The organism is Cohnella sp. WQ 127256 (genome assembly GCF_024519285.1).
GTDB lineage: Bacteria > Bacillota > Bacilli > Paenibacillales > Paenibacillaceae > Cohnella.
In genome coordinates this window covers 310,808-337,449 of record NZ_JAMZCY010000001.1, presented here as the reverse complement: position 1 = coordinate 337,449, position 26,642 = coordinate 310,808, and the positions used below count along the sequence as shown (strand labels likewise).

General features: G+C 43.8%; 21 protein-coding genes and 1 tRNA gene. 3 read left to right on the top strand and 19 right to left on the bottom strand.

The genetic code is table 11. The annotated features are described in order from the left end of the window. Positions 1–161 precede the first annotated feature (161 nt). The 9 genes from M1K58_RS01360 to M1K58_RS01320 form a co-directional block, all read right to left on the bottom strand. Entirely contained in the window at positions 162–1,229 is a 1,068-nt protein-coding gene (locus M1K58_RS01360) for a Gfo/Idh/MocA family protein (RefSeq protein ID WP_256756871.1), read from the bottom strand. A 93-nt stretch (positions 1,230–1,322) separates the two neighbouring features. Then, positions 1,323–2,303 carry an AraC family transcriptional regulator gene (locus tag M1K58_RS01355; protein WP_256756870.1) on the bottom strand — a complete coding sequence of 327 codons (981 nt, stop codon included), beginning with the start codon at positions 2,301–2,303 and terminating at the stop codon, positions 1,323–1,325. A gap of 706 nt (positions 2,304–3,009) precedes the next feature. Further along, the gene (locus tag M1K58_RS01350) at positions 3,010–3,183 is read right to left on the bottom strand and encodes a hypothetical protein (protein WP_256756869.1); all 174 of its coding nucleotides are present in this window, start codon (positions 3,181–3,183) and stop codon (positions 3,010–3,012) included. A 140-nt stretch (positions 3,184–3,323) separates the two neighbouring features. Then, a complete protein-coding gene (locus M1K58_RS01345; RefSeq protein ID WP_256756868.1) occupies positions 3,324–4,193 on the bottom strand; it encodes a fumarylacetoacetate hydrolase family protein in 870 nt (289 codons plus the stop codon). 14 nt (positions 4,194–4,207) lie between these two features. Further along, positions 4,208–5,212 (bottom strand): zinc-dependent alcohol dehydrogenase, encoded by a 1,005-nt coding sequence (locus M1K58_RS01340; protein WP_256756867.1) that lies wholly within the window; start codon positions 5,210–5,212, stop codon positions 4,208–4,210. Between the two features lie 37 nt (positions 5,213–5,249). Further along, positions 5,250–6,371 carry a mandelate racemase/muconate lactonizing enzyme family protein gene (locus M1K58_RS01335; RefSeq protein WP_256756866.1) on the bottom strand — a complete coding sequence of 374 codons (1,122 nt, stop codon included), beginning with the start codon at positions 6,369–6,371 and terminating at the stop codon, positions 5,250–5,252. 25 nt (positions 6,372–6,396) lie between these two features. Further along, positions 6,397–6,720, bottom strand: coding sequence for a cupin domain-containing protein (locus tag M1K58_RS01330; RefSeq protein ID WP_256756865.1), 324 nt, complete (start codon positions 6,718–6,720; stop codon positions 6,397–6,399). A gap of 13 nt (positions 6,721–6,733) precedes the next feature. After that, complete coding sequence (locus M1K58_RS01325; protein ID WP_256756864.1) at positions 6,734–7,510, bottom strand: SDR family NAD(P)-dependent oxidoreductase; 777 nt, start codon at positions 7,508–7,510, stop codon at positions 6,734–6,736. 31 nt (positions 7,511–7,541) lie between these two features. Continuing rightward, the gene (locus M1K58_RS01320) at positions 7,542–8,249 is read right to left on the bottom strand and encodes a PIG-L deacetylase family protein (RefSeq protein ID WP_256756863.1); all 708 of its coding nucleotides are present in this window, start codon (positions 8,247–8,249) and stop codon (positions 7,542–7,544) included. A gap of 181 nt (positions 8,250–8,430) precedes the next feature. Between M1K58_RS01320 and M1K58_RS01315 the strand changes: the two genes are divergently transcribed. Further along, positions 8,431–9,114: a GntR family transcriptional regulator gene (locus M1K58_RS01315; RefSeq protein WP_256756862.1), complete on the top strand. Its 684-nt coding sequence runs from the start codon at positions 8,431–8,433 to the stop codon at positions 9,112–9,114. 1 nt (position 9,115) lies between these two features. Continuing rightward, on the top strand, positions 9,116–10,168 hold the full coding sequence (locus tag M1K58_RS01310) for a DUF6786 family protein (protein ID WP_256756861.1): 1,053 nt from the start codon (positions 9,116–9,118) through the stop codon (positions 10,166–10,168). A gap of 119 nt (positions 10,169–10,287) precedes the next feature. Here the strand turns inward: M1K58_RS01310 and M1K58_RS01305 are convergent, their stop codons facing one another. From M1K58_RS01305 to M1K58_RS01270, 8 genes are all read right to left on the bottom strand, one after another. Beyond that, a complete protein-coding gene (locus tag M1K58_RS01305; protein WP_256756860.1) occupies positions 10,288–12,843 on the bottom strand; it encodes a discoidin domain-containing protein in 2,556 nt (851 codons plus the stop codon). A 294-nt stretch (positions 12,844–13,137) separates the two neighbouring features. Further along, entirely contained in the window at positions 13,138–14,538 is a 1,401-nt protein-coding gene (locus tag M1K58_RS01300) for a family 20 glycosylhydrolase (protein ID WP_256756859.1), read from the bottom strand. 51 nt (positions 14,539–14,589) lie between these two features. Next, the gene (locus M1K58_RS01295; protein ID WP_256756858.1) at positions 14,590–16,320 is read right to left on the bottom strand and encodes a type 2 periplasmic-binding domain-containing protein; all 1,731 of its coding nucleotides are present in this window, start codon (positions 16,318–16,320) and stop codon (positions 14,590–14,592) included. 67 nt (positions 16,321–16,387) lie between these two features. Further along, on the bottom strand, positions 16,388–17,266 hold the full coding sequence (locus tag M1K58_RS01290; protein ID WP_256756857.1) for a carbohydrate ABC transporter permease: 879 nt from the start codon (positions 17,264–17,266) through the stop codon (positions 16,388–16,390). Positions 17,267–17,282: 16 nt separating this feature from the next. Next, complete coding sequence (locus M1K58_RS01285) at positions 17,283–18,188, bottom strand: ABC transporter permease (protein WP_256756856.1); 906 nt, start codon at positions 18,186–18,188, stop codon at positions 17,283–17,285. 183 nt (positions 18,189–18,371) lie between these two features. Then, entirely contained in the window at positions 18,372–20,021 is a 1,650-nt protein-coding gene (locus M1K58_RS01280) for a response regulator transcription factor (protein WP_256756855.1), read from the bottom strand. A gap of 9 nt (positions 20,022–20,030) precedes the next feature. Continuing rightward, entirely contained in the window at positions 20,031–21,806 is a 1,776-nt protein-coding gene (locus tag M1K58_RS01275) for a sensor histidine kinase (RefSeq protein ID WP_256756854.1), read from the bottom strand. Between the two features lie 139 nt (positions 21,807–21,945). Beyond that, positions 21,946–24,576, bottom strand: a complete 2,631-nt coding sequence (locus M1K58_RS01270) for a glucosidase family protein (protein ID WP_256756853.1) — start codon at positions 24,574–24,576, stop codon at positions 21,946–21,948. Between the two features lie 172 nt (positions 24,577–24,748). Between M1K58_RS01270 and M1K58_RS01265 the strand changes: the two genes are divergently transcribed. Further along, the gene (locus M1K58_RS01265) at positions 24,749–25,075 is read left to right on the top strand and encodes a helix-turn-helix domain-containing protein (RefSeq protein WP_256756852.1); all 327 of its coding nucleotides are present in this window, start codon (positions 24,749–24,751) and stop codon (positions 25,073–25,075) included. A 192-nt stretch (positions 25,076–25,267) separates the two neighbouring features. Here M1K58_RS01265 and M1K58_RS01260 read toward each other — a convergent pair. Further along, positions 25,268–25,354: transfer RNA gene (locus M1K58_RS01260), tRNA-Leu, on the bottom strand. Positions 25,355–25,441: 87 nt separating this feature from the next. Then, on the bottom strand, positions 25,442–26,497 hold the full coding sequence (locus tag M1K58_RS01255) for an SGNH/GDSL hydrolase family protein (protein ID WP_256756851.1): 1,056 nt from the start codon (positions 26,495–26,497) through the stop codon (positions 25,442–25,444). Positions 26,498–26,642 lie beyond the last annotated feature (145 nt).

Below are 26,642 nucleotides of genomic sequence, written 5' to 3'. Positions count from 1 at the left end.
TCTATTACCCTATTGATAGTCTACTTCAAACATTTGATTTGGAAAGCGATAGAAAAAGCAAAGAGGCTCCCCAAAAGTTTATCACTTCTGGGGCAGCCCCTTGCCTTGGCGTGCAATCCTGCTCCATATGGCCTTAAGTAAACTATTCGGATCTGCATTTCTTATTCTTCCTTAAAGTAAATTTCTCGACCCAGCTTCGCTGATTCATAAATTCCACATAGCATTTTCATCATTTCCACGCCGTCTTCAACGGGACTAAGTGTTTCCGTCCGGCCCAAGCAGCAATCGACAAAATGATTGATTTCATTCTTAAAACCCTGAATGCCGTCAAATCCGAGGTTATCTACCTGAGGTGTGATGTTCAGAATCGTATCGTGCTTTTCACTAATTAGTAGCAATTCCGGCTCGAGCTCAACGCCGCCTTTTTCCCCGTAGATTCTAGCCGAAATTTCATCCTCCTTCGCATGAAGGGTGAAGCTTACATCGACCATGAGCGAGGCCCCGTTCTCGAAACGGATCAACGCGTTCGCCAAATCCTCAACATCATTCTTGACCGGATCATAATCCGCTGACTTATAGAACGATAAATTTTGCACATTCGAACGATTGCCTAGCTTCTTGTATGTGTTCCCGCTTACCGAGGCTACCTTCGGTCTACCCATCAAGTACCAGCAAATATCAATCATGTGTACACCCAAGTCAATTAACGGCCCGCCTCCGGAACGCTCCAAATCGGAAAACCAGCCTCCTGGATTGCCAAGTCTGCGAATACAAGATGCCTTAGCATAATAAACCTCACCGATTTCTCCAGCTTGGATAAAGCGGTTCACGAGCTGCGTATTACTCCCGTAACGACGGACGAATCCGACCTGCAGCACGCGGTCACTTTCCTTACAGGCCTTCTCGACCTCAAGCGCTTCCTCAACCGTCATGCAGAGCGGCTTCTCGACTAACACATGCTTGCCTGCATTTATGGCTGCGATCGCGATTGGAGCATGAGAGTTGTTATGCGTACATATGCTCACTGCATCCATGTCCGGGTCCTTCAGCATTTCGCGATAGTCCGTATAAATTCGTGTTACCCCGTATTTCTTCGCCTTTTCCGCGGCTCTCTCTTCGATCAGATCGCAGAATGCAACCATCTCTACTTCCTTATTGTCAGCATAGGAGCCTGTATGAACATCAGAGATACTACCTGAGCCAATAATTCCAATTCTCAACTTTCCCATGATCGAATTCGCCTTCTTTCCTTTGAAGGTGATCATTGCCTTATTTACTGTAATCGTACAAGGAAAGCGCGGGACCGTCTTTAACCAAAGACGTTAATCTATTGTGCCTTTTTTGATATTTCCAATCATTTGCTGATATTCGGTTGGTGAGAGGCCATAGCTTTTACGGAACGCTTTACTAAACGTATGGATGGATTGATAGCCTAACTTTTCAGATATATGTGTAATGCTGCATGTCGAGTCCTTCAATAATTGCACAGCTTTCTCAAAGCGTTTGCGGTTAAAATACTGCTTGATGGTGCTACCAGTCGTTTGCGAGAATAGACGGGACAGATGGGAATAGCTGTAACCAAGCTCTTCTTCAAGTTGGATGAGCTGTATAATCGTCTCGCTCTCCAGGTTACTATCTATATAATGGATAATTTCATAAATCGGGCTATAATTTTTATCCGTTCCATTCTCACGAGTATACTGCCTCTCCCAGCTATCGAAAAAATTCCGATAGGCAAACGTAATAATTTGGACTATATAGGTTTTTATCAGCAAGTCCGAATATGCCTTCAGGTTGATCATCTCGTTGAAAATGCCCAGAAACGGCGAGTAGATTCCAAACTTATCTGCGGTTACCGGCATTTTCACTTGATCAAACATCCGTTGAATGTGAACTAGGCTTCCGTATTCACTTTGCGATTCATCGAAGCCGAATCCGATATAATAGTAGCGAAACGGATCATCCCTATCTGCTTGACCATCATGCTGTTCACCCGGCAAGCTAAGATAAATGTCTCCAGCTTTGACAGGGTAACACCTATCGTTGCTCCAATAATATCCACTACCCGAAGCGATATAACTAATCTCGTAACAAAACTGATCATGGTTGCCGATCGAAAATCCAGAGTCCACACTTAAATCTCCAACTTGGTATAGAAGAATTGCATCATAAATACGGGGAGTGTGATAATACTTATTGTCAAAATGAAATTTGATTCCGCTTCTAGCTTGCTCGGAAATATCCCCTGATTGTTTTAGTGGAGCGTTAAGTTTAGGTTTCAAGCTTTGCTGATCATTATTCATCTAAGCCCGCCCCTCTCGACTAATTGCTCCATCAATCAAATGAACGATCCCGCTAACTTTAGGGTACCTGAGAATTGCCTTTGCATCTAATCTAAGCCTTACCACTGTAAACTACAACAATAATTCGAATTGTCGCATACCATGCAATATCGTACTCAACTCTGTCCATCCCACTCAACAAGCAATCATATTCATATAAAAAGAAAAGACGCCCTGCAAAGCAAGGCTTCTTGAATTTGTATGTATGGTGCGGCCAAGAGGACTCGAACCTCCACGTCATTGCTGACACTAGAACCTGAATCTTGAAAATGGTATTTTGGTGCTTGTTCTACGTATCGGGAACATCGACTGTAAACCCAATCAGGACAAGGGATCTCAGCTGACGGACCGTTTTTTTTATGCATTCGAGGATTAGCTGTTGTACCGATGTTAGAAGAAATGTTAGAAAGAATATGACTTTTTTCGTGATCCACTATTCCTTAGAATTGATTATAGTGCTCTTGAATAGCTTTTTATAGTTGATCAACAAAGCCTCTTTCTAATCCTATATCACTGTCAAACTGCTGATGCTCTTTTCCTTATGGAGTTCATTGAATTTAGTATTATTTCGCCCCAAAGATGTCCCCATTTTCTACACTACACCTTTCTTTTATATATGGAATTTAAGCTATTTAATAGTGCATGATCAATATGTGCTTCATTTCCCTCACATAACATCATAACCGGATGACCCCTGCCCCCAGCCATGACTGTCACCTAGCATAAGCACTTCTAAATCGGTAGTGATATGTCCTCTACGTCTAGTAGTTAAGATCGGAAAATTAGCGACCTTCAAATTTATCGCATACTTTGCTAGAAAGTTCAACATATCCAGCTTCAATCACTTTCACCCCCAAATGATCGTTTATTGATCGCATCATACTCCGGTTTTCTATTATTATTAATAATTAACGGTTAATCAAATGGGACTAACCCAAAAGGTCTTTGACCTCACCGGATAGCCCCATTACCTTCTCTCATTCAACCTACTGAATCCGCTACAAATGTATTTCTAAGTGTTCCGATTCCCTCTATCGAAGCTTCTACTACGTCACCTGGCTTCAGCCAGACTTGTGGCTTCCTACCCATTCCAACTCCTGGCGGTGTTCCTGTACTAATGATATCACCGGGCTGGAGCGTGATCGTATTTGAGAGGAATGAAACGAGATGCGGAATGTCGAAGATGAGCTCTTTCGTATTCGAGTTCTGCATAGTTTGTCCGTTCAATGTCAGTGAGATATTTAGTCCGCCCGGATTATCCATTTCATCTGCCGTAACAATCCAAGGCCCCACTGGTGCGAAACCATCTATCGCTTTGCCTCGTGTCCATTGCGGCTCATTGAGTTGAATATCTCGGGCACTCACATCGTTTAACACGGTATAACCGAATACATAGTCCATTGCTGTTTTCTTGGATACCCTTTTCGCCGTTCTGCCGATGATGACCGCAAGCTCGACTTCATAATCACATTGTGTGACTTCCTGCGGAATGACGATGTCATCCTCGTGACCCACTAAACAGTTGTTATATTTAGGAAACAATACGGGAACCTTGGGCACCTGCATATTGGATTCAATCACATGGTCGTGATAGTTGAGTCCAATACAGATGATTTTCTCTGGATCCGTCAAAGGTGATATAAGCTTTACGTCGTCTAGAGCGTGAACAGCCCCACCCTCTGATAGAATAGTAAGCTCCTCAGACTTCTGATCAAACTTGGCCAGATGGCGAATCACGTCACGTGAACTACCAGGAAAGCTCAATGCCTGTACTTGGTTAACTCCCTTTAACACACCGACTTGAGGAGTACAATTCACATCTTCTTTAACGTAAAATTGCAATAATTTCATGATTTCTACCCCTTCTACTGTTCACTTACACGCAAAATGATTTTCGCTACTTTCCCAGGTCCTGCAATGAGCTTCTCGAAGCTGGCTCCACCGTCGCTCAACGGTGCTGTCTCAATCCATTTCAGCAAATTGATGCGACCTTGTCCGATCCATTTCATTGCTGTTTCGAAGTCATCCTGTGAATATGCAAACGCACCCTTCACCCAGGTTTCGCTGCGAATCATATCGTTAACAGGAAGCTTGCTCTCCGCTTCGTGCAGACCCGTGAATACAACCCTTCCACCTGGTCGTGTAGCCTGGATACTTTTGCTTCTAGTGACTTCTGCTCCAACCGCATCAATTACGGCATCAAACCCAGCATCAGCATCTGCTCCCAGTTGATCCAAACCCGTCACCGCAATACCACCCAGCTCCCTAGCGATCTCAAGTCGGGATTCATTCAGATCAATAATAACGATGTCCCGAAGACCATACACTTGTGCCGCCTGCAGGGCAAATAGCCCAATCGGACCAGCGCCATACACAAGAAGTCGATCCGTAGGCGCGAGCTCTAACAAACGACAGATATGAACGGCACAAGCAAACGGCTCGGCGAAGGCTCCCTCATCCATCGATACATGATCAGGCAGATGATATACGTTTTTAGCCGGAACTGCTACGAATTCGGCAAACGCTCCCGGACGATGTGCTCCAAGTAAAGCCCTCGCACCACACAGCTGCGATTGTCCATTTCGGCAGTAGCTGCAGGTCCCGCAGGTTACAAGTGGATTTGCGGTTACTCGGTCTCCCTGCTTAAGGGTAGCTACCTCAACTCCAAGCTGCTCGACTACACCCGCGAATTCATGCCCCATAATAAGAGGTGGCTTGCGGAGGGAGTTATGACCGAGATATCCACCGAGCTCCGAACCGCATATTCCCACCCGCTCCACGCGAATAAGCACCTCATCCGGCTTCAACTCCGGAGTGGGAACCTCTCTTATGTTCATCGTGCGCGGACCTTCATAGACTAATGCTTTCATTGAGCAAATCTCTCCTCTACACAGCAGCTTCTTATGATCAACGTACCCGGTAACGGTTCAGAACCTCTTCATCGATGTCAACGCCAAGTCCCGGACGATCAAGGGGAACCGTAACATAACCGTCCTTGAATTCCACTTCTCGGCTAACTAAATCCCGAGCTAACGGAGATTTCGAAACCGTATGCTCGATCATGAAGCCGTTGGGGATCGCTGCAGCGAAATGTGTACTTGCCGCAACCAATATTCCGGTCTTAAAGGCATGCGGAACAACCTTCTTATGACGATCATAGGCCAAATAAGCAATGCGCTTTCCTTCGGTCAAGCCACCGACTCTTGCTAGATCAGGTTGGATAATGTCCAAATGTCCTTCATCGAGCAAGCGTTGGAAGGCAAGTCTTCCACTCTCCTGCTCCCCACCCGCAATGGAGATTTTCGAACGATCTGCCAATTCCCGATACCCTGCGATATCATTAGAATGAACCGGCTCTTCTAGCCAGTAAACTCCGTATTTCTCGTAGATATCCGCCATTCGCAGCGCGCCCTTCAAATCCCAAGCAAGCCCCGCATCAATCATAATATCAATGTCATCCCCAACAACTTCGCGGATGGCCTTCACCTGTGCCTCATCGAATTTAGCATCTCTTCCAATTGGGCCCCAGCCGAACTTCATCGCTTTATATCCAAGCTTCGCATAATGCTCCCCCATGCGAGCGGCTTCCTCAATCGTTTCCGGCATTAGCATGCTGGCATAAGCTTTCAGCTTCCGATTAAATACACCGCCCATCATTTCGCAGACGGGACGGTTCATGGCTTTGCCAAGAATATCCCACAGAGCGATATCCACACCGCTTATCGCATGCAGTGCTGGACCAGATCTGCCGAAATAAATCGTACCCCGATACATTTTATCCCAAAGTCGCTCGATTTCAATTGGATTTTCACCAATTAGAAGATTTCGAAGTCCGACTGCTATCGAATGGGAAGCCGGCGCATCAACCACAGCTTTCGCAACTAATGGAGATGAATCGACCTCTCCTACCCCTACAATTCCCTCATCCGTATGGATGCGGATAACAAGCGTATCCTGCGTTCCATCGCATTGTGCGGCATCCAGATCCGGTATTCTTAAATAAATGGCTTCAACTTCAGTAATCTTCATGAGCTCATCTCCACATCTAATCTATTTAATTAGGCAACGTTGCTAATAAATCCTCACGCAAGGGGGTAAACGTTTCCAACAAAAGCGTATCCTCTAATGCCAAGACAGAATGTGGGACGTTGCTTGGAACCCATACCTGTTCCCCGGTCGCCACCACAATTTCCTTATCCCCGAGCACCATTTTGATTTTCCCCGACACCACATAGCCAAGCTGCTCATGGGGATGAGCATGTTCTGGACCGAACCCACCTTGCTTAAATTCAACCAGCATGCTCATTAACTGCTTGCCTGGTGGCAGTATTTTACGACGAATTTCCTGAGAGATTTGCTGCCACTCCCCTTGCGACATGACTTTCAGCTCCTTAGAACGTAATAGATAAGCCACCATCTACAGGGATAATTGCACCTTGTATGTAGGTCGAGGCTTCGGATGCTAGAAAAGTGATTACTGAAGCAACCTCGTTGACGGTTCCGGCTCTTGCCTGCGGAATTTTTCTTTGCTCAACGTAGAACTGCTTAAACCAGTCTGTTTCCAGCTCATTGACTCCACCAACGACGGAAAGCTCTGTATCGATAAAACCCGGAGCCACGCCGTTGACCCGAATGCCATGCGGAGAAAGCTCTAATGCTGTGCAACGCGTCAATTGATCGAGCGCACCTTTGGCAGCATTGTAATGGCTAGACTGGTTTAATGCGCGATAGCCATTAATGGAAGATACATTCACGATTGCTCCGCTTATTCCCTTTTGAATCATCGCTTCCGCAGCATATTTCGAACACCAATAAGCCCCATTCACAATCGTATCGAAGACGGCCTTCCAGCGCTCCGTCGTTTCCGTTAAAAAATCACTTTCATAGAACATCGCTGCATTGTTGATCATGACATCCAGACGGCCAGTATGCTCTAAAGCTCGATTCATCAAATTCTGGACGGCCGCTTCGTCACTGATATCCGTTTGCACGAATATTGGGTTTCCGCCAATCGACTTGAGCTCACTCAAAGCACGCATTCCATTCTCCTCGCCACGGCTTGCGATAACAACATTTGCACCTTCAGCTGCGAAAAGCTTGGCGGTTGCAAATCCAATGCCGGTCGCTCCGCCAGTCACGATGACCGTTAGACCTGTAAAACGATGCATGATAAGTCCTCCTTATCGAATAGAAAAAGTGTCAAGGTAGCAATGATCCAGTAATATTGCGAGGATACGCTTTAGCTCTGATAAAGCCTTCCGCGTAACGCACACCACTCTGAATACCGCGGAAACGGGCGATGACCTCGATCATCTCCATGGCATTTGAACCATATTGATCCTTCAGCCAATCCCCAACCTGACTCTCATGCTTGGCAAGCATCCTTTGCTTCAATTCGAACGTATCTGTGATATCCACGTATTCTTCCGGCTGAAAGCCAAGTCCTGCGACGCTTTCAATAAAATAAACGATCGGGATTTTGGACAGTGGCGGACTCGATGTCACGATATTAGGAACTGTTGTCATGATTGCTACATCGTTAGCTACTTGGCCGGTTATCGTATGGTCAGGGTTATACAAGTCATCAGGCCAATGCGTTAGCACAACTTCCGCTTTACTGACACGCATCGCTTCAATGAAAGATAACCGAGTTTCCTCCGTATCGAATAGAAATTCATCACGATAGCCCATCCAGATGAGCTCTGCTCCGATGACTTCAGCCGCCGCAATCGCTTCTAATCGGCGAATCTCCGCAATCTCTTCCTTAGGAAGCGTTGGTGATCCTACTTCCCCGTTCGTGACGACTGCAATCGTCACCTTATCTCCGCGCTCGGCATATTTCGCAAGCGTACCCCCACACCAGATTTCAGCATCATCTGGATGAGCGCAGATCGCTAATACATTCATATCGGGATATACCTCCTGTGTATCGGTTTATGGTTATCATACGATCAGATTTCAGGATTGTCAACAATCGATCGACAACAATCATTTGTAATTTAAATCTGCTTTGTTATAATGAATTTAGATCTTCTCTTCGCTAACGAAGTTGAAGTAATCTTGTAATCAAGGAGTCGAACAACGAACAATGGATACCTTTCATTTCAAAAGCCAAGAAAATCTCTCTTTACGTCAACGTGTCATGAATGATATACGAAATGCGATTATTCAGGGGCATCTCAAGCCAGGTGACAAGCTCAAGGAACTGGAAATTTCCCAGCAAATGTCCATCAGTAGAGGACCTATTCGGGAAGCACTCAGGGATCTGGAGGCATTGGGTCTGATCGTGAGCTCTCCTTACCGCGAAACAACTGTAGCTGAAGTTAGAAAAGAAGAAGTCGTAGATTTATTAATCCCCATTCGACTTCAACTCGAATTGTTCGCGCTCAAATACAATCTAGCCAAGAGAGACGAAGTGTTCTTCGGTAACCTAAGCAGCATTGTTGAGCGAATGAAGGTGTCTGCCACTAACGGAGACTTGTTTGCTCTGGTCGAGGAAGACATACAGTTCCATGAGCATATCCTCTCACTCGATAACTCTTCATACATCATGCAGATTTGGTCAGGAATCGTGAATAGACTTCGTATGCACTTTATTAAGAATACGAGCAAGTTTACAGATCTGCACAAAGTTGTCGAAGATCACGAAGCATTATTGAACGCACTTCAGAATGATTCCGCCGAGAAGATTGAAGCTCTTTGGACCCGACATATCAAGGATGAGGATTGCCTGCTCTGCTTTGATGATGAATCCGAGCAAGGAAGTGATTGATATGCCCAACACACTTCCATCACAGCTTCAACAATTCGATCATCGCTATGCTACTCTGTCCAATGAGCATGGGGGACGCTTGATCATTCTAGAAAAGGGAGCACGAGCTCTAGAAATGATAGCCGCTCCAGATAAAGATTCCGCATTTTGGAGAGATCCAAGCGCTCTTGGGACTAATGACAAGTGGAATTTGGGCGGTGACCGTACTTGGATGAGTCCCGAGTTGGAATATTTCATCGATGGCTCCGGTAACTACCATTTTCCAGCTCAGCTCGATCCAGGAAGCTGGAAACTAACGCAGACTTCCCCATCTCAAGCTATTGCGAGCATGTCTTGCGAGCTGCAGCACTCATCATCGTCTAAAAATGTGGAATTAGAGCTCGAAAAGCACTTTACACTTCTGTCGAATCCGTTCCCTATGAACCTATCTACTTCAATAACGGATTGTTCGAACCTTTCCTATATCGGATATGAAACCCGAACCCATATGACACTGACTCCTGCTAATCTGAATTCAATACACACAGACAGCAGCTTTTCTCCTTCTGGTTATTGCAATCTATGGAGTATCATGCAAGTGCCACCTGGAGGGAATATACTAGCTCCAACCTTTGGCTCCGTACGTCCGATGACCATGTTCTCACAGACGGAGCATATCGATATGACTTTACTACCCAATGGTCTACAGCTCCCTTGTAAAGGTCAAAGTAGCTTTAAGCTATCCATTGACGCCCTATCGTCAACTGGGAGATTCGGGTATTTACGCCAAATAAACGATAAGAAAAGCAGCCTCATCGTCCGGCAATTCAGTGTAAATCCTACTGGTATTTATCCGGATTATCCTCCTAATCTACCTAATCACTTAGGATCATGCATGCAATTCTACTTCGACGGGGGTCAATTGGGACATTTTGCGGAGCTTGAGTATCACTCCCCCGCCTTACCCATCGATGTTCAAGGCCAGTCGACAGACGTCTCACAGTTGTATTATTTTGTAGGCGACACGCCAGCCATTCAAGAAATAGCTAAGGTATTTCTTGGTTTTCTCTCCTAGCAATAACTGATACTAGTAATAAGTGTGCCGCAGTCTTTAGACAGCGGCACACTTTAATATCATGCTCCTTACTCTAGACTCAAGTAGAGTGTCGTCATCATACCCGGTTGAAACGCATCTTATGGCTCGTTATAGACCTCAACTTCCCCAAGCTGAAGAAGATAATGCCCATTATCATCCGTGTGCAGCCCCGATGCGAGAATTCTTATTTTACTCGTTGTATCGGAGTAACCCCAGGTATAAGAGAGCACTGCCCCTGAAGAAGGCTGCGATTCGTTCGTACGAATTACCCGATCCTGCCAATTTACACCGTCCCAAACCTGAATCTTAAAATCTTTCGGGTAACCATACGGCTCAGTGCGACTTGCAAGCACGACCTTATTAAAGGTTTTCGGGGTTCCCATATTGACCTCGATCCATTCAGAATGATTGCTCATAATCCCCGTCTGAGTGGAGAAAATACTCATCCTATTCCCATCCGTAAGCAGTGCCTTTGGCCAGTCTAAGTATTCACTGCTTACCGTGACTGCGGCGTTTAAAGCCAGATTCTCAGGAGCTAGAGGCAAAACGTACAATCTTCCTTCTCCAGGAGCAAAGCTTGATGATAGGGTTCCTGTGATTGAGTTGTAATTCGTACTCACCTCAGCTCCTGTTGTTTTGGATACTTCCGTTACTGCGCTCGGTTTGGATGGCAATACGAACGACACGGTTCTGGAATTGGTAATATCCCGGTTAGTAACCATTACATACTTCTGCCCATTGGTATCTGTTGAATAACCGATAACCAGTGGATCCGTTGTATTCGATGGCTGCAGGAAAAAACTTGAAGGCAGTGCTGTCGTGTTGGCAGGCAACGTTCCGGTATGATATACAGCCTGAGAGGTCAGTGACAATAGCTTAGGTCCGAGCTTCAAGACCTCTGCATTAATATTTTTGACATGCGTATAGGATGCATTCTTGGTTCCATCAGGAAGAATGATTCCATCATGGAATGAATCTCCTTGCCCGGAAGGAGTTACGTAAGTGAAGTAATTAATACCTTTGGCACCATAGGTGAGGCTAGTATACACTTGATACCGAATTTCCCCTTCTGTAGGAGCCCTAAGTGCCCCATTAATCCCAACGGATTGAATATAGGTCCAAAAATCGATCGATGCCGCTAGAGATTGTCTGCGTATAATCTCCAAATTCGGATAATATGCTGCCCCTACTCCGCTAGCCATACTGTATGGATAATGGTCATACATCATGAAATCGGGGTTTTTACTTGCCCAACGGTATACATAGTCTTCATAAGAGAATGCAGTTAGGTTTTGATTAATAGTAAACCAGAAGTCTCCGACTTCAGGACTACCTGCAACATAGGCCGAACCGTCTTTCTCCCATTCCGTTCCGTCCGTCGACTTAACTACCCAACCTACAGAATTATCTCCACCACCGTCATGTGTAAGCTCCCAATAATAAACTGTATTGGGGCTCACTGTCGCATTCAGTGTAAACTGCGGGTAATTGGTGCTAGCTCCAGATTGGGTCTGCTGAGCTAACAGCACGGTTTTGGCAGGAGAATTCCATAGCTTCAGAGTTAAGGGCTCATTCACACCCCATTGATTCTTATCGATATATAATTGAATCGTGGATATACTTGTCGTTTTCGAATTGGTTTTAAAAGTCTGACCTGCAGAATGAGTTGGATTCACGAATACTCCCGTCTGACCGCCAAAACCGAGATTGCCTGCATAGTTTGGGAGCAAATTTACATAGGTAAGATGATCTGGATCCACTGCTCTAATTCGTTCAATCGTACTTTGTATACCTGTCATCTGGGCAGCTGTGGGTTCATCGATAAGATGATAGCCAAGAAACGCTGTATTCGATTTATAATGGTTTGCAAATGCAACAATATCTGCAGTGTGAGGCTCACTACCACCGTTAAACATACTTCTGGCATAGTTCAGAACAAACCATAAATCACGATCTGACTTGGCAACGCCGTCCTCGAAAGCAGTCCCTCCACTGTAGACGTCAGAAGTATTATATTTAACATAACTTTGAGCTAATGGACCATCGCTAGTTAGCTCCATATAGTAAGTTGTATTGGGATTAAGCCATTTATATAAATAAAAAGTAGGATTGATCGTACCCGTTGGTCCTGTAATAGACGCACTTCCAAATAGAGTCGTCTTGCTTGGGGAATCATAGATCCTCAATGTAATCTTCTCACCATTAGCCGGTAAATTTTGATCCATGAATAGCTGTATAGTATCAATCGCTAAATCCGGAGTATTCGGGGTTATAAAGGTTTGCCCGAACGAATGTCCGTAATTTAAGTAGCCTCCACCATCACCAGCATTTTGTAAATCATTAAACTTATAGGAGCCTAGTCTCTCTTCTTGTATGACACATTTTAATCCGTTAGCTGCACACTGTACCAATGCGGCATCGTTTTGTGCTTGGCTCAAGATATTATTCGTCAAAAGCACGTACGTTGCATTCATATCCTTGATCTCTTTGTATTTATCGAATGTGGTATCTTGAACACTTGGTGACCAAAATATCCCTATTGGGAACGGGTCAACAATCGGATTGGGCACTGCTGCCTGAGTAGAAGATAACCCCATAGAAATAAATAAAATAGCTGCCGTTATGAATAAACGGGAACGTCCTCTTCTTCGCATAAATATTCCTCCTTTATTACTCTCTTGGATTATTTAACAATTAATACTTATTTCCTAGCCTCATTAGACTTGCCGTTTCCTAGATCATTCAACTCATCCCCTTTAAATATGAGAGCGCTTACCAAAATGGATTACACTCTTTTTAATACTGTAAATATAGGCTACTGCCCTAACTATTTATAGTAATTATCTTACTGTTTTTTTGGATTTTTTTTACTCAAGTAAACTAATGGACTCCCTCTGCGAAACGAAAAAAAGAACACCTGGAAAGGTGTCCTTCTAAACTAGTCTTCATTACATACTATCTAATATTTGCATAAGCTTACGATCGAGCAAGTTCAATCTACTTGAGAAGTCCGCCCATTCGATCTTGTGCTCTGTATTCCAAACGCGTTCCGCCATTGCCGGAAGTCGAAGGTGCAGAGATTCGATCTCGTTCTTCTCCTCGTTCTCCCACGAACAGAACTGAGCTCCGATCAAATTCGCATCCTCGTCTAATTGAATCGGCGTGAGATGCGCCTTCGATTTCTCCCACCAGTGCTCCCAGCGCCTTACGTTCCAGCCATAAATATGTTCAGGAGACCACCCACCATTAGGCGTCACATAGAGTGGCTGCCATGATGAATTAATAATGGGGTATCCTGACGAAGCCAGCTCATCAGCAGGATGATAATAAGATTCCCAGGCAATAACCGTAATATCTGTGGGAATCTCGATTCCCGGATCCGGGGAGAAGCCCTCCCAAACGATTGGTTTTCTACCGTTACGTTTGACCATCTCGACAGCACGTAGAATATAAGAACGTAACAAGCCCTCAGCATTCGTCATATCCAATTCCTTCATGCGCTCACGGCAAGTCGGACAGTTATCGAATATTTCCATCTTCGCTTCATCGCATCCAAGATGAATATATTGGGAATATTTGAATACCTTACATAGCTCGTCCATAATTTTCTCTACAGCTTCGTAGGTATCGGCGTTCCCGAGACATATGGCATTCTCATGTTCAGCGCCTCTACCAGATGTAAAAATATCCGGTTCAGCCTTATTAAGAATCTCTGAATGCCCTGGTAGATCGATCTCTGGAACAAGCTCCACTCCCCGCTGATGCGCAAATTCTACAAGCTCCTCTAATTGCTGCCTCGTATAATGTCTACCAGGTGTAGGGAGGTGCGGGAAGCTTGTCAGTGGAAAAGTAAACGATTGATCATCCGTTAAATGCAGTTGCAAATGGGACAGCCTGTAATAACGGCACAGCTCAATTGCCTTCTTCACACAATCGATAGAATGCCAATGTCTGGCCAGATCAAGCATAAGCCCTCTATACGGAAGATCTGGTTCGTCTTCAATGCAGCCATACGGAAGCTCGCCCGTATCCGTCATGAGCTGGAGCAGCATAGAGGTACCTCCCGCTACAGCTGAATAACTCCCACCGAGCACAACAACGTTATGGTCAATCGTAATTTTAATCTGCTCTTCCCGTAGAGTCTGGTCAATTCGCAGCTCAATCGACGTGTAATCATCGTCTAATCTCATTGGAACTGAGCCCTGTATGATTCTGATTTCTTGCTCAAATACGGGGATGAGCTCCTCCAGCTGCGCATCACCTGTCATGATACAAGCATTTCGCAAGGAAACCTTGCCCTGCTTCTCTTGGACTGATTTTGCTACAGGAATTAAATGAAATCTCTCCATCCTTTTCTCCGTTCCCTCCAGGTAAAGAAGTTCTATATTTAACACATGGGATTAATTTACGCCCAGGTCAGGAACAGTCTTTAAGTTATTCGTTCTTTCCTCGGAAATTTCGTCATACCCTAATTTTCTTTCCGTCTCTTGCCATTTCGCAATAATCTGCCTGATTTCATCATTAGATTTAGCTAACACACCTGAAACCACCATATCTTTCCATCTGGTCACATAACCAGCACCCTTTTTAATTTCAATAGGGCCGGGAAGGACATAGGCTGCTTTGTCAGTAATATAGGAATAGACCTCTTGGCCTTCGACATAACCCATATTTTTCAATGTTTCAATGACATCGGTCCTTTTGTCATAAGCGGTTGGAGCATAGTATTTCATTTGGAGATCATAGTTAGGAGTAGGACTGTAATACCAGATCCCTTCAGGGATTTTTGTTCCAAGATTTCCTTTGAATTTATCTACGGCTTCCTTTGTCTCCACAATCTTATTGTCAGCATCATACTCCCAATCCTTGCCCTCTTGTCCGAAGGTAGTCAGCTTCCAGCCTTCTTCACCCATCGTATATTCCATATACTTGATAAAAGCGTTCAAGTTCTCTTCACTAATGCTCTTCTTGATGATCCAGTAAGAGTTGACCCCTAGCATGCCCTTTTTAATAAATGCTGTGTCTAGCGATGGATTCGTTCTACTATCGAATACCGTTGTACCGACAAACATAGCTTTAGGATCAACACTCGCCAAGGTATCATTAACTGTTATGACATGAGTACCTCCTGCACCGTATAGACCCACTCTACCACTGGATATTTTCTCCATGTATTGTCCATACTTCATCGTCAGGCTTTCCTTGTCGAGCAAGCCCTCTTTGTAGAGAGAGTTGTAATACGCTAGGAATTCGTACACATTTTCGGAGAACTCCATGTCATGTCTTTTGACTTTACCATCTGTTTTATCTGTGAACCAATCATTCAAACCAACAGTAATATTAGCGGAACCTGCATAGGAGTATTCCGGATTATCAAACATATACTTATTGACCCAGAACATTTCGCCGAAATCAACCGAAGGAATTACCTTCTGTCCGTCTGGCAGCTTAATGTTATCCCTGAAGGCAATTAATGTATCGCGCAATTCGTCCGTTGTCTTGGGCACTGGAAGGCCTAACTGGTCGAGCCAATCCTTCCGGATTAGAGGTGCAGTAGACGGTTTGACCGCCTTCGGGGATTCGAAGTTCTGTGGTGCCCGGAACAACTTGCCGGACTCAACATCTGTACTTATCGGTAGGAGATGGTTAACCTGAGCCTTGTAATTCGGCATACGATCCAAAATTTCATTCCATTCGAGTAAAATTCCGTTTCTTCCCAAAGAATCTATCGTTTGCGCTGCAAGGGTCGAGCTTGTTGTCATTAATATATCTGGCATATCTGCTGCTTTCGTAGCCGCCCATAGCTGAAGCTTCTTGTCGGCTTCATCGGAGCTTCCCGCCTTTAGTACGTTCAGCTTGACTTTGAACCCTAGCGCTTTCTCTAGCTCGGGCCCGATTCTGTCCTGAGCTTCATCAACGGTTGGCCATCCCCAGTTGAATGAGGATACGACAAGCTCTTCCGGAAGCGCTTCCTTAACAGGCTCAGAAGTAGCTGTTTCTTGCGGTTGGGACGAAGACGCCGGCGCCGATTCATTAACAGCGTTGTTTGACTTGGCACAACCAGCCAGTACACTTGAAATCAACAGCATAAGCACGACTAACGGAGCAACAATCTTCTTACTTTTTCTCATGTTAACCTCTCCCTTTGATCTTTTATTATATATAAATACCTAAAGGTACTCATATCCACCTAAATTCCTACCCTTTAACAGAACCGAGCATCATGCCCTTGACAAAATACTTCTGAAGGAACGGGTAGACAATAATAACTGGAACTGTTGTGAGGACTAGCATGGCCATCTTGACCGACTCTGCTGTAACGGTTTGTTTAAAGCCTGAGTTCATTTTGGAAATTGAAGCAATGTTAGAAGCTTCATTGGATTGTATGATCTTCAGAAGCACATTCTGAGCGGTCCAGAGCTTTTCACTTGTCATATAGGTAAAACCAGTAAACCAATCATTCCAATGAAATACACCGATGAATAAAGCAATCGTCGCCATTACTGGAGCACTTAATGGAATAATGATCTTCCAATAAACCGCTACATCACCCGCCCCATCAATGACAGCCGACTCTTCCAACGCAGGTGGTAATTCACTCAGATAGGTTCGCATGATTAGGATATGGAAGGTCGCTAGCAGATGAGGCAGAACATAAACCATCACATTGTTGACCAGTCCAAGCATGTCCATAACGACATAGGTAGGAATAATTCCTCCTGAGAAATACATCGGGATCAGCATCCACCAATTCAGAAACTTTCTGAATACAAAATGCTTCTTGGTCAACGCATAGGCAAACATCGATGTAAGGATTAAATGTAAGATAGAACCCACAACAACCCTGAATATCGTAATTTGATAAGAATTAAGCAGCTCTGCCGTTTTGAAGATCGCTTTATAATTTTCTATCGAGAATGACCGAACCATTAGATAGATGCCTCCACGTTGAGCATCCAAAGGATCATTAAGTGAAATAATAATCACATAGTAGAAGGGATATATACAGATGAAAGCGAATAACAGCATCAGAATAGTGTTACATATTACGAACAAATCAATCTTCTTTGTACTCATTGATGTACCTCCTCACTTAAATAATGGAATCGCTCTTCGCTGCTTTGGCTATGTAATTACAGGTAATAAATAAGACAAGTCCAATAAATGCTTGAAAGATCCCCATAGCCGTTCCAATCGAATAACCCATCATCCCCATATCCTTCAAGTATCTAAGAACAAGCGTATCCAGAATCTCGGCCTTATGCTGAACCGTTACGTTCGACATTGTCCACATTTGATCTTGTCCGGCTCTGAGCAATCCAGACACACTAAGAATGAACATTAATACGATCGTATTTTTGATACCGGGAAGCGAGATATGCCAGATCTGCCTGAACCGGCTTGCTCCATCCACTCTTGCCGCTTCGTATAGCTGCATATCTATTCCTGACAGGGCTGCAATAAAAATAATTGCACTGAACCCCATGCCCTTCCATGCCTCGGTAAATATAATAAGGGGATAAAAAGCATTCTGATCAGCGACAAAATAAAATGGCTCCTTGATAATATGAAGGGACATCAACAAGTCATTTACAACTCCACCGTCAATCGAGAGCAGCTTGTACCAGATCCCGGCTGCGATGACCCAGGATACAAAGTAAGGGAGATAGGAGGTTGTTTGTACGAACTTCCTGAACCACCCCGTATTGATCTCATTAATAAGTAGTGCGAAAATAATCGTAGCCGGAAAAATAATAAACAATTTCATCAAACTGATAATAATCGTATTTTTGAGCGCATTCGTAAAGTCAGGCATGTCGAACAGTGTTTTGAAATTCTCAAACCCAACAAAATCGCTGTGTAAAATTCCTTTGAACACGTCGTAGTCCTGAAAGGAAATAATAACTCCATACATAGGAAAGTAGGAGAACACGAGAAAGAATATAAATCCGGGTAATGTAAAAGCGATAAGCCAACGTTGACGATAAAGTTTATTCATGTGATCACCTTCTTCGAGAATTTATGTAAGCGCTTACTTTATGGCTAATATCAAAATCGCTTTCTGGATCTTAACAACGCACCAGCTTAGCTTCTCTCTTCACCACCGTTTTGCCAACTAGCGTTCTGCCATTGCTTATACTCTTACTTTACGTTAAAACACATGTTGAATATAGTAAAAATCTTACGTATTTTTTGGACTTTTTTTACTCTTCGACCGCGCTTCATTAGGTGTCATTTCCGTCGTTTTCTTGAATACCCTGTTGAAATATTGCTGATCGGAGAAACCCAACCCATGAGCGATATCCGCTATCTCCATGCTGCTGTTCTCAAGAAGATCCCGTGCTTTGGCGACCTTGAGACCGGTTACATACTTAACGAAGCCTTGTTCAGTAGCTGCTTTAAATACCCTCGATAAATACGAAGGGTTAATCGAAAACTTCTCAGCGATCATCTGGAGGGTGATATCTTCATTGATATTTTCATTTATATAATGGATAATATTGTCAATTATAGAAGAGTAAAGAGCTGGGTTAATCTGATGCTCATCTTCATTCTGAACTGGGCTGTTAAAGATACTTTCTATCGTTGTCCCTAATAATTTTACAATCGTACAATTGTCATCCAAGCCTTCAAGTACTTTTCCTGATAAGACATCCGGCTCGATTTGCTCAAGGAAAGAATCATTATTTTTTAGACAGTAGCGGATGATGATATTGAGATATTCATTAAAGAGATAGTCTATGGAGGTTTCACCAAGATAATCGGCAATATGATTGATGAATACTTCCTCTGCGAATTGACGAAGAATCCCTTTAACCTTCAATGTGCGATTATTTTCTAGGCTTTTTTCCACAAGCTTCACCTTAAACATAAAGGATTGAATCGCTTTTCCCTTGTGTAATACAGGAGTACTGTAGATGAATACCCTGCCCACCCCTAACAAAAACCGACTTTTAAGAGCGATCATACTGTTTGAGTAGGCCGTTCTCAAATCGCCACATGCATTGCTAATTCCTATCGTGGCCGCTAGCTGGTATTCCTTGCTTAGCCGCTGGTGTAGCTTATTTATTTCCTTTTCTGCCTTTAGGACGATATCGTCCCCAGCTCGTCCGCCGAATATAAGAATAAAGGAGTCTCTACCACCCATGTTCTCCATCAACCAAATGTGATCTGATTGTAAGTCAAAGGATTGCTGCAATTCGGTATACATATCTCGTATTCGCTGTTGCTGTTGCTGTTGCTGTTGCTGTTGCTGATCTGGATGAAGCTTAACGACTGAAACGATATATGCATTATGATTAAGGATTTCTCCATTATTTGCCAGATTACGTTTCGAGCCGTTATCAACGTGATGATCGTTCAGCATCTGATACAGCTTCTTCTCAATAACCATCCGGTTATTTTCAACTTTTACAGACTCCGTCTGTTTCATCGCTTCCATCTCTTGCTTAGCCTTAGCAATCTCATCCTGCAGCTGCTCAACAGCAACGATAAGCTCATGCTCCTTAACAGGTTTGAGTACATAATTGGTTACCCCATATTGCATAGCTTTGACAGCATACTCGAATTCGGCAAATCCACTAATGACAACAAATCGGACCTCTGGGTGCAAGCTCTTTACTATTTCAATCAATTCCAAGCCATTAATAACGGGCATTCTTACGTCAGTCAAGATAATATCCGGTATATCACCAGCTGCGATCAGGTTAAGCGCCTCCTGACCGTTCCCTGCGCACCCTATGGATTCGCACCTAAGCGAACTCTTATTTAACAAATATATAATTTTATCTACGATTAGCTCTTCATCATCTACGACCAATACTTTCATCATGAGCGCACCTCATTTCAGGATCTGACTAGTGATGATTACTCTTGTCCCTATACCTGGCGTACTTCTAATCACGATTCCATACGCGTCACCAAACACGAGCTTAAACCGCAAATTCACATTTCTAAGACCTATGCCTCCGTTGCCTCCGTGATCCAGCGTCTGTTTTTCCCCGTTAATATAGCTCATAATTTTACTCAAGAGATTTTCCTCAATACCCATCCCATTGTCCGACACCTCTAGGAATACAGCTTCCTTGCCCGCATAGGCATTAATGTCAATGACACAATCTAGATATCTTTCATTAAAGGCGTGCTTGACACAATTCTCAACAACGGGCTGCAGCATAAATCTGATCGTTTGATTATCCAACACAGCCTCATCAATGTCATAGTTAATCTTCAATCTAGTGCCGTAACGGAGAGTAATGATTTCCAGGTAGTTTTTCACATGCTGAATTTCCGTTCCGATCTTAACAAGATTGTTGCTTTCGAAATTCATATTGTAGCGATAAAAATCGGCCAGCTTCTCCACCGTTTGGTTGATGGTTATATAATCCTGCTTTATAGCCAGAGAACTAATGTTGTCTAACGTATTATATAGAAAATGTGGATTGATCTGATCCTGCAAGCTTTTAATTTCCGCTTCTTTTCTCAGTATCTGATTTTCCAGCACATTTCTGACCATGGAATTAAAGCTGCGACTTAAATCGCCGATTTCGTCATTTCTATTCATTTCACTTTTGCTTTGAAAGTTTTCCTTTTCTATATTTTTCATCATTTTGGCTAACCTCTTTAAATCTCGGGTACTTCTCGAAAGATACAAATTTACAGCGATAATAAGAATGAGGATTACGGTGATACCTATAATAATGATGGTCATTTTAGAGTCATATATTTGCTTGTCGATCTTATTCTTGTTAATCAACGAAACGACATACCATTCTGTTGAAGCGGACTTATTAAGGGTTGCATAATAACTCCCCCCATTAAAGTTGAGAGTATCGAATGCGGATAAACTTCCAATATCTTTGTCTTTGAGCTCTGAATACGCCGATACTTTGGAGTTCAGGCTGAAGATGACTTGTCCCTCTGCGGTCGTGATCAAGATATCATCGAAAGCTTTATTATTGACACCCGCTAGGAAACTCGTAAAAAGATTCTTATCTGCGCTAAGCACCATGAAGTCTTTCTCTCCTGGAAGATTTCCCCATAGCTTAATCGCTTGTGAGAATAGGACATTGTTATCTTTTTCGGGTAGCAGTGAAAATTCAGGTAATAAGATCATCGACTGCTCAGAATCGGTAATATCTTTGTAAGTGTTATTATTCAGTGCTTGACGAAAATATTTGAAGTCCTGACCATCCGTTAAATCCGTTGTCAGAATCTCCTCTCGATCATATAAAACAACTGACAATGACTTGTAGCCTTTGAAGAAAATTAGCGATCGTATATTGTTATAAAACTGGCTATATGCCTGATAGCCTTCATAGGTTCCTATAAATTTGTTGTCTTCTATGATAGGAAGATTTTCATCCTCTGAGAGAATCATCAGCACCTTCTGCATATCGTCGACATATAGATCGATGCTGTTACTGATTTGTACATTAAGACTCATTACGTACTGATTTATGTTTTCCATCGTGTATTTCTCCATAAATTGCGACAGCAATGCGCTTAGAACCGTAATGAACACCACACCAACGAGAGAATTAAACAAAATGAACTTTTTACTCAGACCAAAAAAGTGTCGCTGCAGTCCTTTTAAATAGCTCTGAATTTTATTCATAGCTGTCAAGTAACCTCTCTCTCGAAAGCTGCTGTTCATTGAAGAAGTAAATAGATTTCCTGAATAACAATCGAACGCACACTCGATTAGGTGTGCGTTCCTAGATGGATTATAGCATAACTCATTCGACAAACTGCGATTAGAAGTGTAAAGTTATTTCCGCATTCCCGGTAAAGCTATCAATTCGAACGAATTCCTGGGATACGGAATAGGTGCCCCCCGTGACTTGAGTGGGAGTTATTCCTCCAGGGTGGGGCAACCTGATCGTTATCGACTCTGGTTTTCTATGCGATTCACAGCTCACCTTTGCCACAATCTTACCTCTTTCCAGTTGCGATTCAACCTGTAATGTTAAAGGCCCGAAATAAGTCGCAACTTCATTCAGCTCGATGACATTTCCATTATCCATCCATTTTCGCGGAATGCCCGGTAACAGCTTCAGTGTGCTTCCCTCTTCCATATAGAGCATCCAGCGGGTTTGCATGAGGAACCAGCCTTCCTCATGGGTTTTGTGCGGGCTAGCATACCAGAAATGCTCCCAGAAAGTGTACGTCTCCCGGTCTGCCAATGCTGCAAAGCTATTATAATAAGCCTTCAGGAAAGGCTTAATCTCCCCACGCTTGAGATGAATCCACGGATGAATACTATAATAGGGTTGGCTTAATGCGACATTATTCGTGCACATCAGTTCGTTATGATAATTAAGGATGAACGCCGCTACAGCCTCGTCTGGTTGAACAACCTCCTGAAGAACTAAGTACAGAGGGCCAAGCAATGAATCACGGGCGACGGCTGAGCCGTGTGTGAACCATTTTCCCGCCTTCGTTTGTAGAGAAAGCGGCCCGCGATGCTCGACCCATGGAGGTACAGTCGGCACCCAGCTGCCGTCTGCTAGCGGCACGACTGGGGATCTAGACATTGAAGTGAACAAGCCTTGGCGGATATCTTCTTTCAATGCCTCTGCTTCTGCACGGATTTGTCCTGCTCGTACTGGATCATCTGTAGCTAAAATCTCCGCCAGTCTGCTCATGCCAACATAAGCATACCCATTTAACATAAAGGAATGGAACGGGTCCTCCGGATCTGCTGTCTTGCCCTCGAGCATGCCATAGCCTTTCCCCCGAAGCTCATCTGTCTTGTTACGGTTACGCCATTCCACGAGATAATCGAACGCTTTCAACAGTTTCCCTTTAATTCGGCTCAGCCACTCATCGTCGTTCGTATACCGGTAATGCTCACCTATGCTCCACAACGAAGCTCCCGTTTCCAGCATATATCCGCCGAAATTCTGAATAAATCCATCGTCATGCTGCTTATCAAGGAAAAATTGTAATGATCTTTCCGCTAGATTGCTCCATCCCATAGAGTCCATGAATTGAATAATTGGAGCACTTTCCGAACCGATTGCTGTATAGACTCCAATCGTCGGAACAACCGTACTGCCAGCCTCCAATCCATAGGTGACGAGATCAAGATGAAGCAGTCCAGCATTGACCATCTCCTCAATACGCTTCTCTGGTAGTTTCATTGCCGCTGCTTTGGACAGCTTATTCGTCCAGAATTCACGGCACTCTTCCCGTCTTGCGGTGAAGGATTGACGGATAAGACCTTCGGCACGCTTTCGAGAAATTGGGCGATGAGGCAAGTAAAATTCAAAAGTGGCTGTTCCACCTGGAGGAATTAAGATCGCTGTCTCTTCGGCTGTAAGGGGGCTCCCGTTCAGCTTGGAAACACAGCAAACACGGTCTTCTGAGAATTGAACATAGCCGCGTTCTATATCAAAGGTGTAATTCTGTTCGTTATTCAATACAAAGGCATTCGGAATGACATTCTTAAACCAAGCGTACCTTGGCACCTTCGCATTGTTCGTGGCAATTGCCTGAAAGTACAGCACCGTCTCCTCTTCCTGGTCAAGCTCCTGCTGTAATAATTGCTCCCTTTGGTTCTTCTGTGCTTCCGTAAACATATGTCCATGTCCGTACCCATCGGCCGCCAAATAGTGGGTACCTCTAAGAGTTTCAGCAGTTAAGCGACTGTTCTCATAAGAAACGAAGGAAACTGTATGATAGACAACATCTTTGTCCATAATCGTCGCGTGTAAAATAGGTAATGTACCGTCTTCGAGCCTACGGGTCACACCTTCTGTACTGCCAATCCCTCTTCCCAGCATGTAACGGTAACAGACCGGCTTATCATCGTTCTCTGGAAGTGTCACCTCATAACCATGAAATCTTGGCTGCACCCAGTCCCATAGACGCTCCTCCCCGCCAACACCACGAAAGCCTACTCCGAATATCCGCATATCACGAGATAAACCTAGCCAGGTCTGGGAAGCAATCTCACGACTTTGATTCGCCGCGTTCTCATAGCTTTCTTCAGGTTCAGCTTCAATTTGCTGCAAATCAGTACGAAGCTCTAATACCTTGATTTCCTGCTCAATCTGCACATAGCTTCTAGCATCATCAGTGCGAATTATCGCGACTTCATATGCGGGGATGTAGATGGGGTACTGCCCACTCACATCACGTAGGAAGAAACTGAATGGGTTCTCTCCTGTGTCAATCATCACAAGAGTAGCAGTCGACTCATCCGCATCCGCAAGATCAACCGTAATCTCCAATCTGAGCGGGCCTCCGACGGTCGAGAAGCCTTTTTCACTATATTTACCTTCTCCTCGAACTATTGTTCCTTTAACGACCTCGCCTTCGGAAACGTTAATACTCCCGAAGCTCGGCCCCTTCTTCCACTCTATAGCAAAGCTTGCGATCATTTTATCTCGTCCTTTCACACATCTGGTGAGAGCGCTTCCCATTATGGATTTGCGTCGACTTACACTATTACTATAGGACAGAACCTAATCATCGATATAGTAAAAATCTTACACGTTTTTTGGACTTTTTTGACTTAGACTTTAAGCAAATCGTTTGTATGATAGAATTGCGATGAAAACATCTTTTCCCGCTGATGCTGTTATAGCCGCGTGGCAGGAAGGGGGATGTGGTGTACAGAATCCGGTAAGAGTATTTTGGGCAAATCCTCGTCTACGTTTACCAGCAACGCTCGTCCATTTGAAGATTTTTCTTCGAATCTATCTAGGTCAGATTGAACGTGCAGAAAAGAATCCAACTATCCTTACACTTGAAAAGATAGCAGGTGCCCTTGATATTACAATCGTTGATCTTCTCAATGAAGTACTTGAAGGAAAAGGAAGTGAAGCGATCCACAATAAAAATCAAATATTAGCCATTCTTACCCCTGAAGATATATGAAATTATCTCAATCTTTTGAGAACATCATAAATTCCGACTCTAACGCTTCAAATCATAAAAATAAAGCAATGTTAGAAGAATGTTTGAAAAACCATTCCGAATCCTCACTACCCGACCCATACAACGAACAATCAAATTCAGACAAAAAGAAAAGAAGCCCCACCGTAGTAGGACTTCCTGAGTTTAATTGTATGGTGCGGCCAAGAGGACTCGAACCTCCACGTCATTGCTGACACTAGAACCTGAATCTAGCGCGTCTGCCAATTCCGCCATGGCCGCAAGTTCTGACCTATTAGCTAACAAGTCAGGAATTAAAATATATCATATGTGATTTCTTGATGTCAATAATGCACGACAGAGAGATTATTAATTTATTTGCAAAATATCCTCAAGGAGCGGTGTTAAACCATTTGCCATCTGCATGAAGCCCAGATCGGTCGGATGTACACCGTCAACAGTGCACTCATTCCATATTTCCCCAAGTAAATCAGCCCCATCGCAAAAATAAACGAAGCGATCGCCTTGTTCCTGAAGCTCTTTAACTAATTCGCATTGATAGTTCCTACTTGCCATTCTGTCTTCATAAGATGAAGACTTGGCATGTTCATTCCCAAATGGGAGTCGTGACACGATAAGTATAGGTACCTCTGAATGCCGACTACGAATAATTCGAATAAATTCAGGCAGGGTTGTCATCAGATCTTCAAGAGTCGCGCAATTCGTTTCATAATCTAGTATAAGACATCTCGGCTTCTCAATTGTGCTAATCAAATCTGCGATTTCTGGGTCGCCCTTGCCATTTCCGGAAAAGCCCAGATTAATAAATTCGATATTGATTCTTCGGCTTAAAATATTGCTGTATGCCATGCCGGGACGTGAAGCGCATCCTCCTTGTGTAATCGATGTTCCGTACACAATAATCTTTCCATCATGTTCATATGGAGGATATTCCATAACCATAGCATCTTTATTTACTCCAATTTTCACTTCATGTACGCCTTGATAAAGCGGGAAATTAAGGGTGATGTAGCGCAAGTCAGGCTCAACAAATTCAAACGCACTTTCGTATTCATCTGCGGTCTGAGGGAACCTCGTTGTCCCATAATACATCTGGGAGCCAGGCAAACCCAGATAGCAATCAAATCCGGTCACTGCGGTTGAAGGGATATGATCCATGCTATTTGGACCAAATAGCTTCACTTTTATTTTTAATAGAGTAGCATTTGTCTGGAAACGAATTTGCCCGCCCGCTGTATGATCTGCCAATTCGTCTACCTCTTTGCGAATGGCTCCTTCGATCACAACCGGCAGACGGCGGAACTTGTGCTCCTTCGACCACCAAGCGAATCCGGAAATTTGAAAAGGGAGCTCACTAGGGGAGAGCCAAACCAGTTCCTGATCTTCTTGAATGAGTTGTTCCATCTATTAAAACCTCCTAATGTTGTGGTGATTTTCGAAAGGATTGGTTAACACTATATTATTTGATAAAACCCTCTGTTCCCCTTCTTTGTTTATCAAAAAAAAAAAATAAAAGACCCTTCCTGAGAAGAGTCTGTTTATTAAAGTA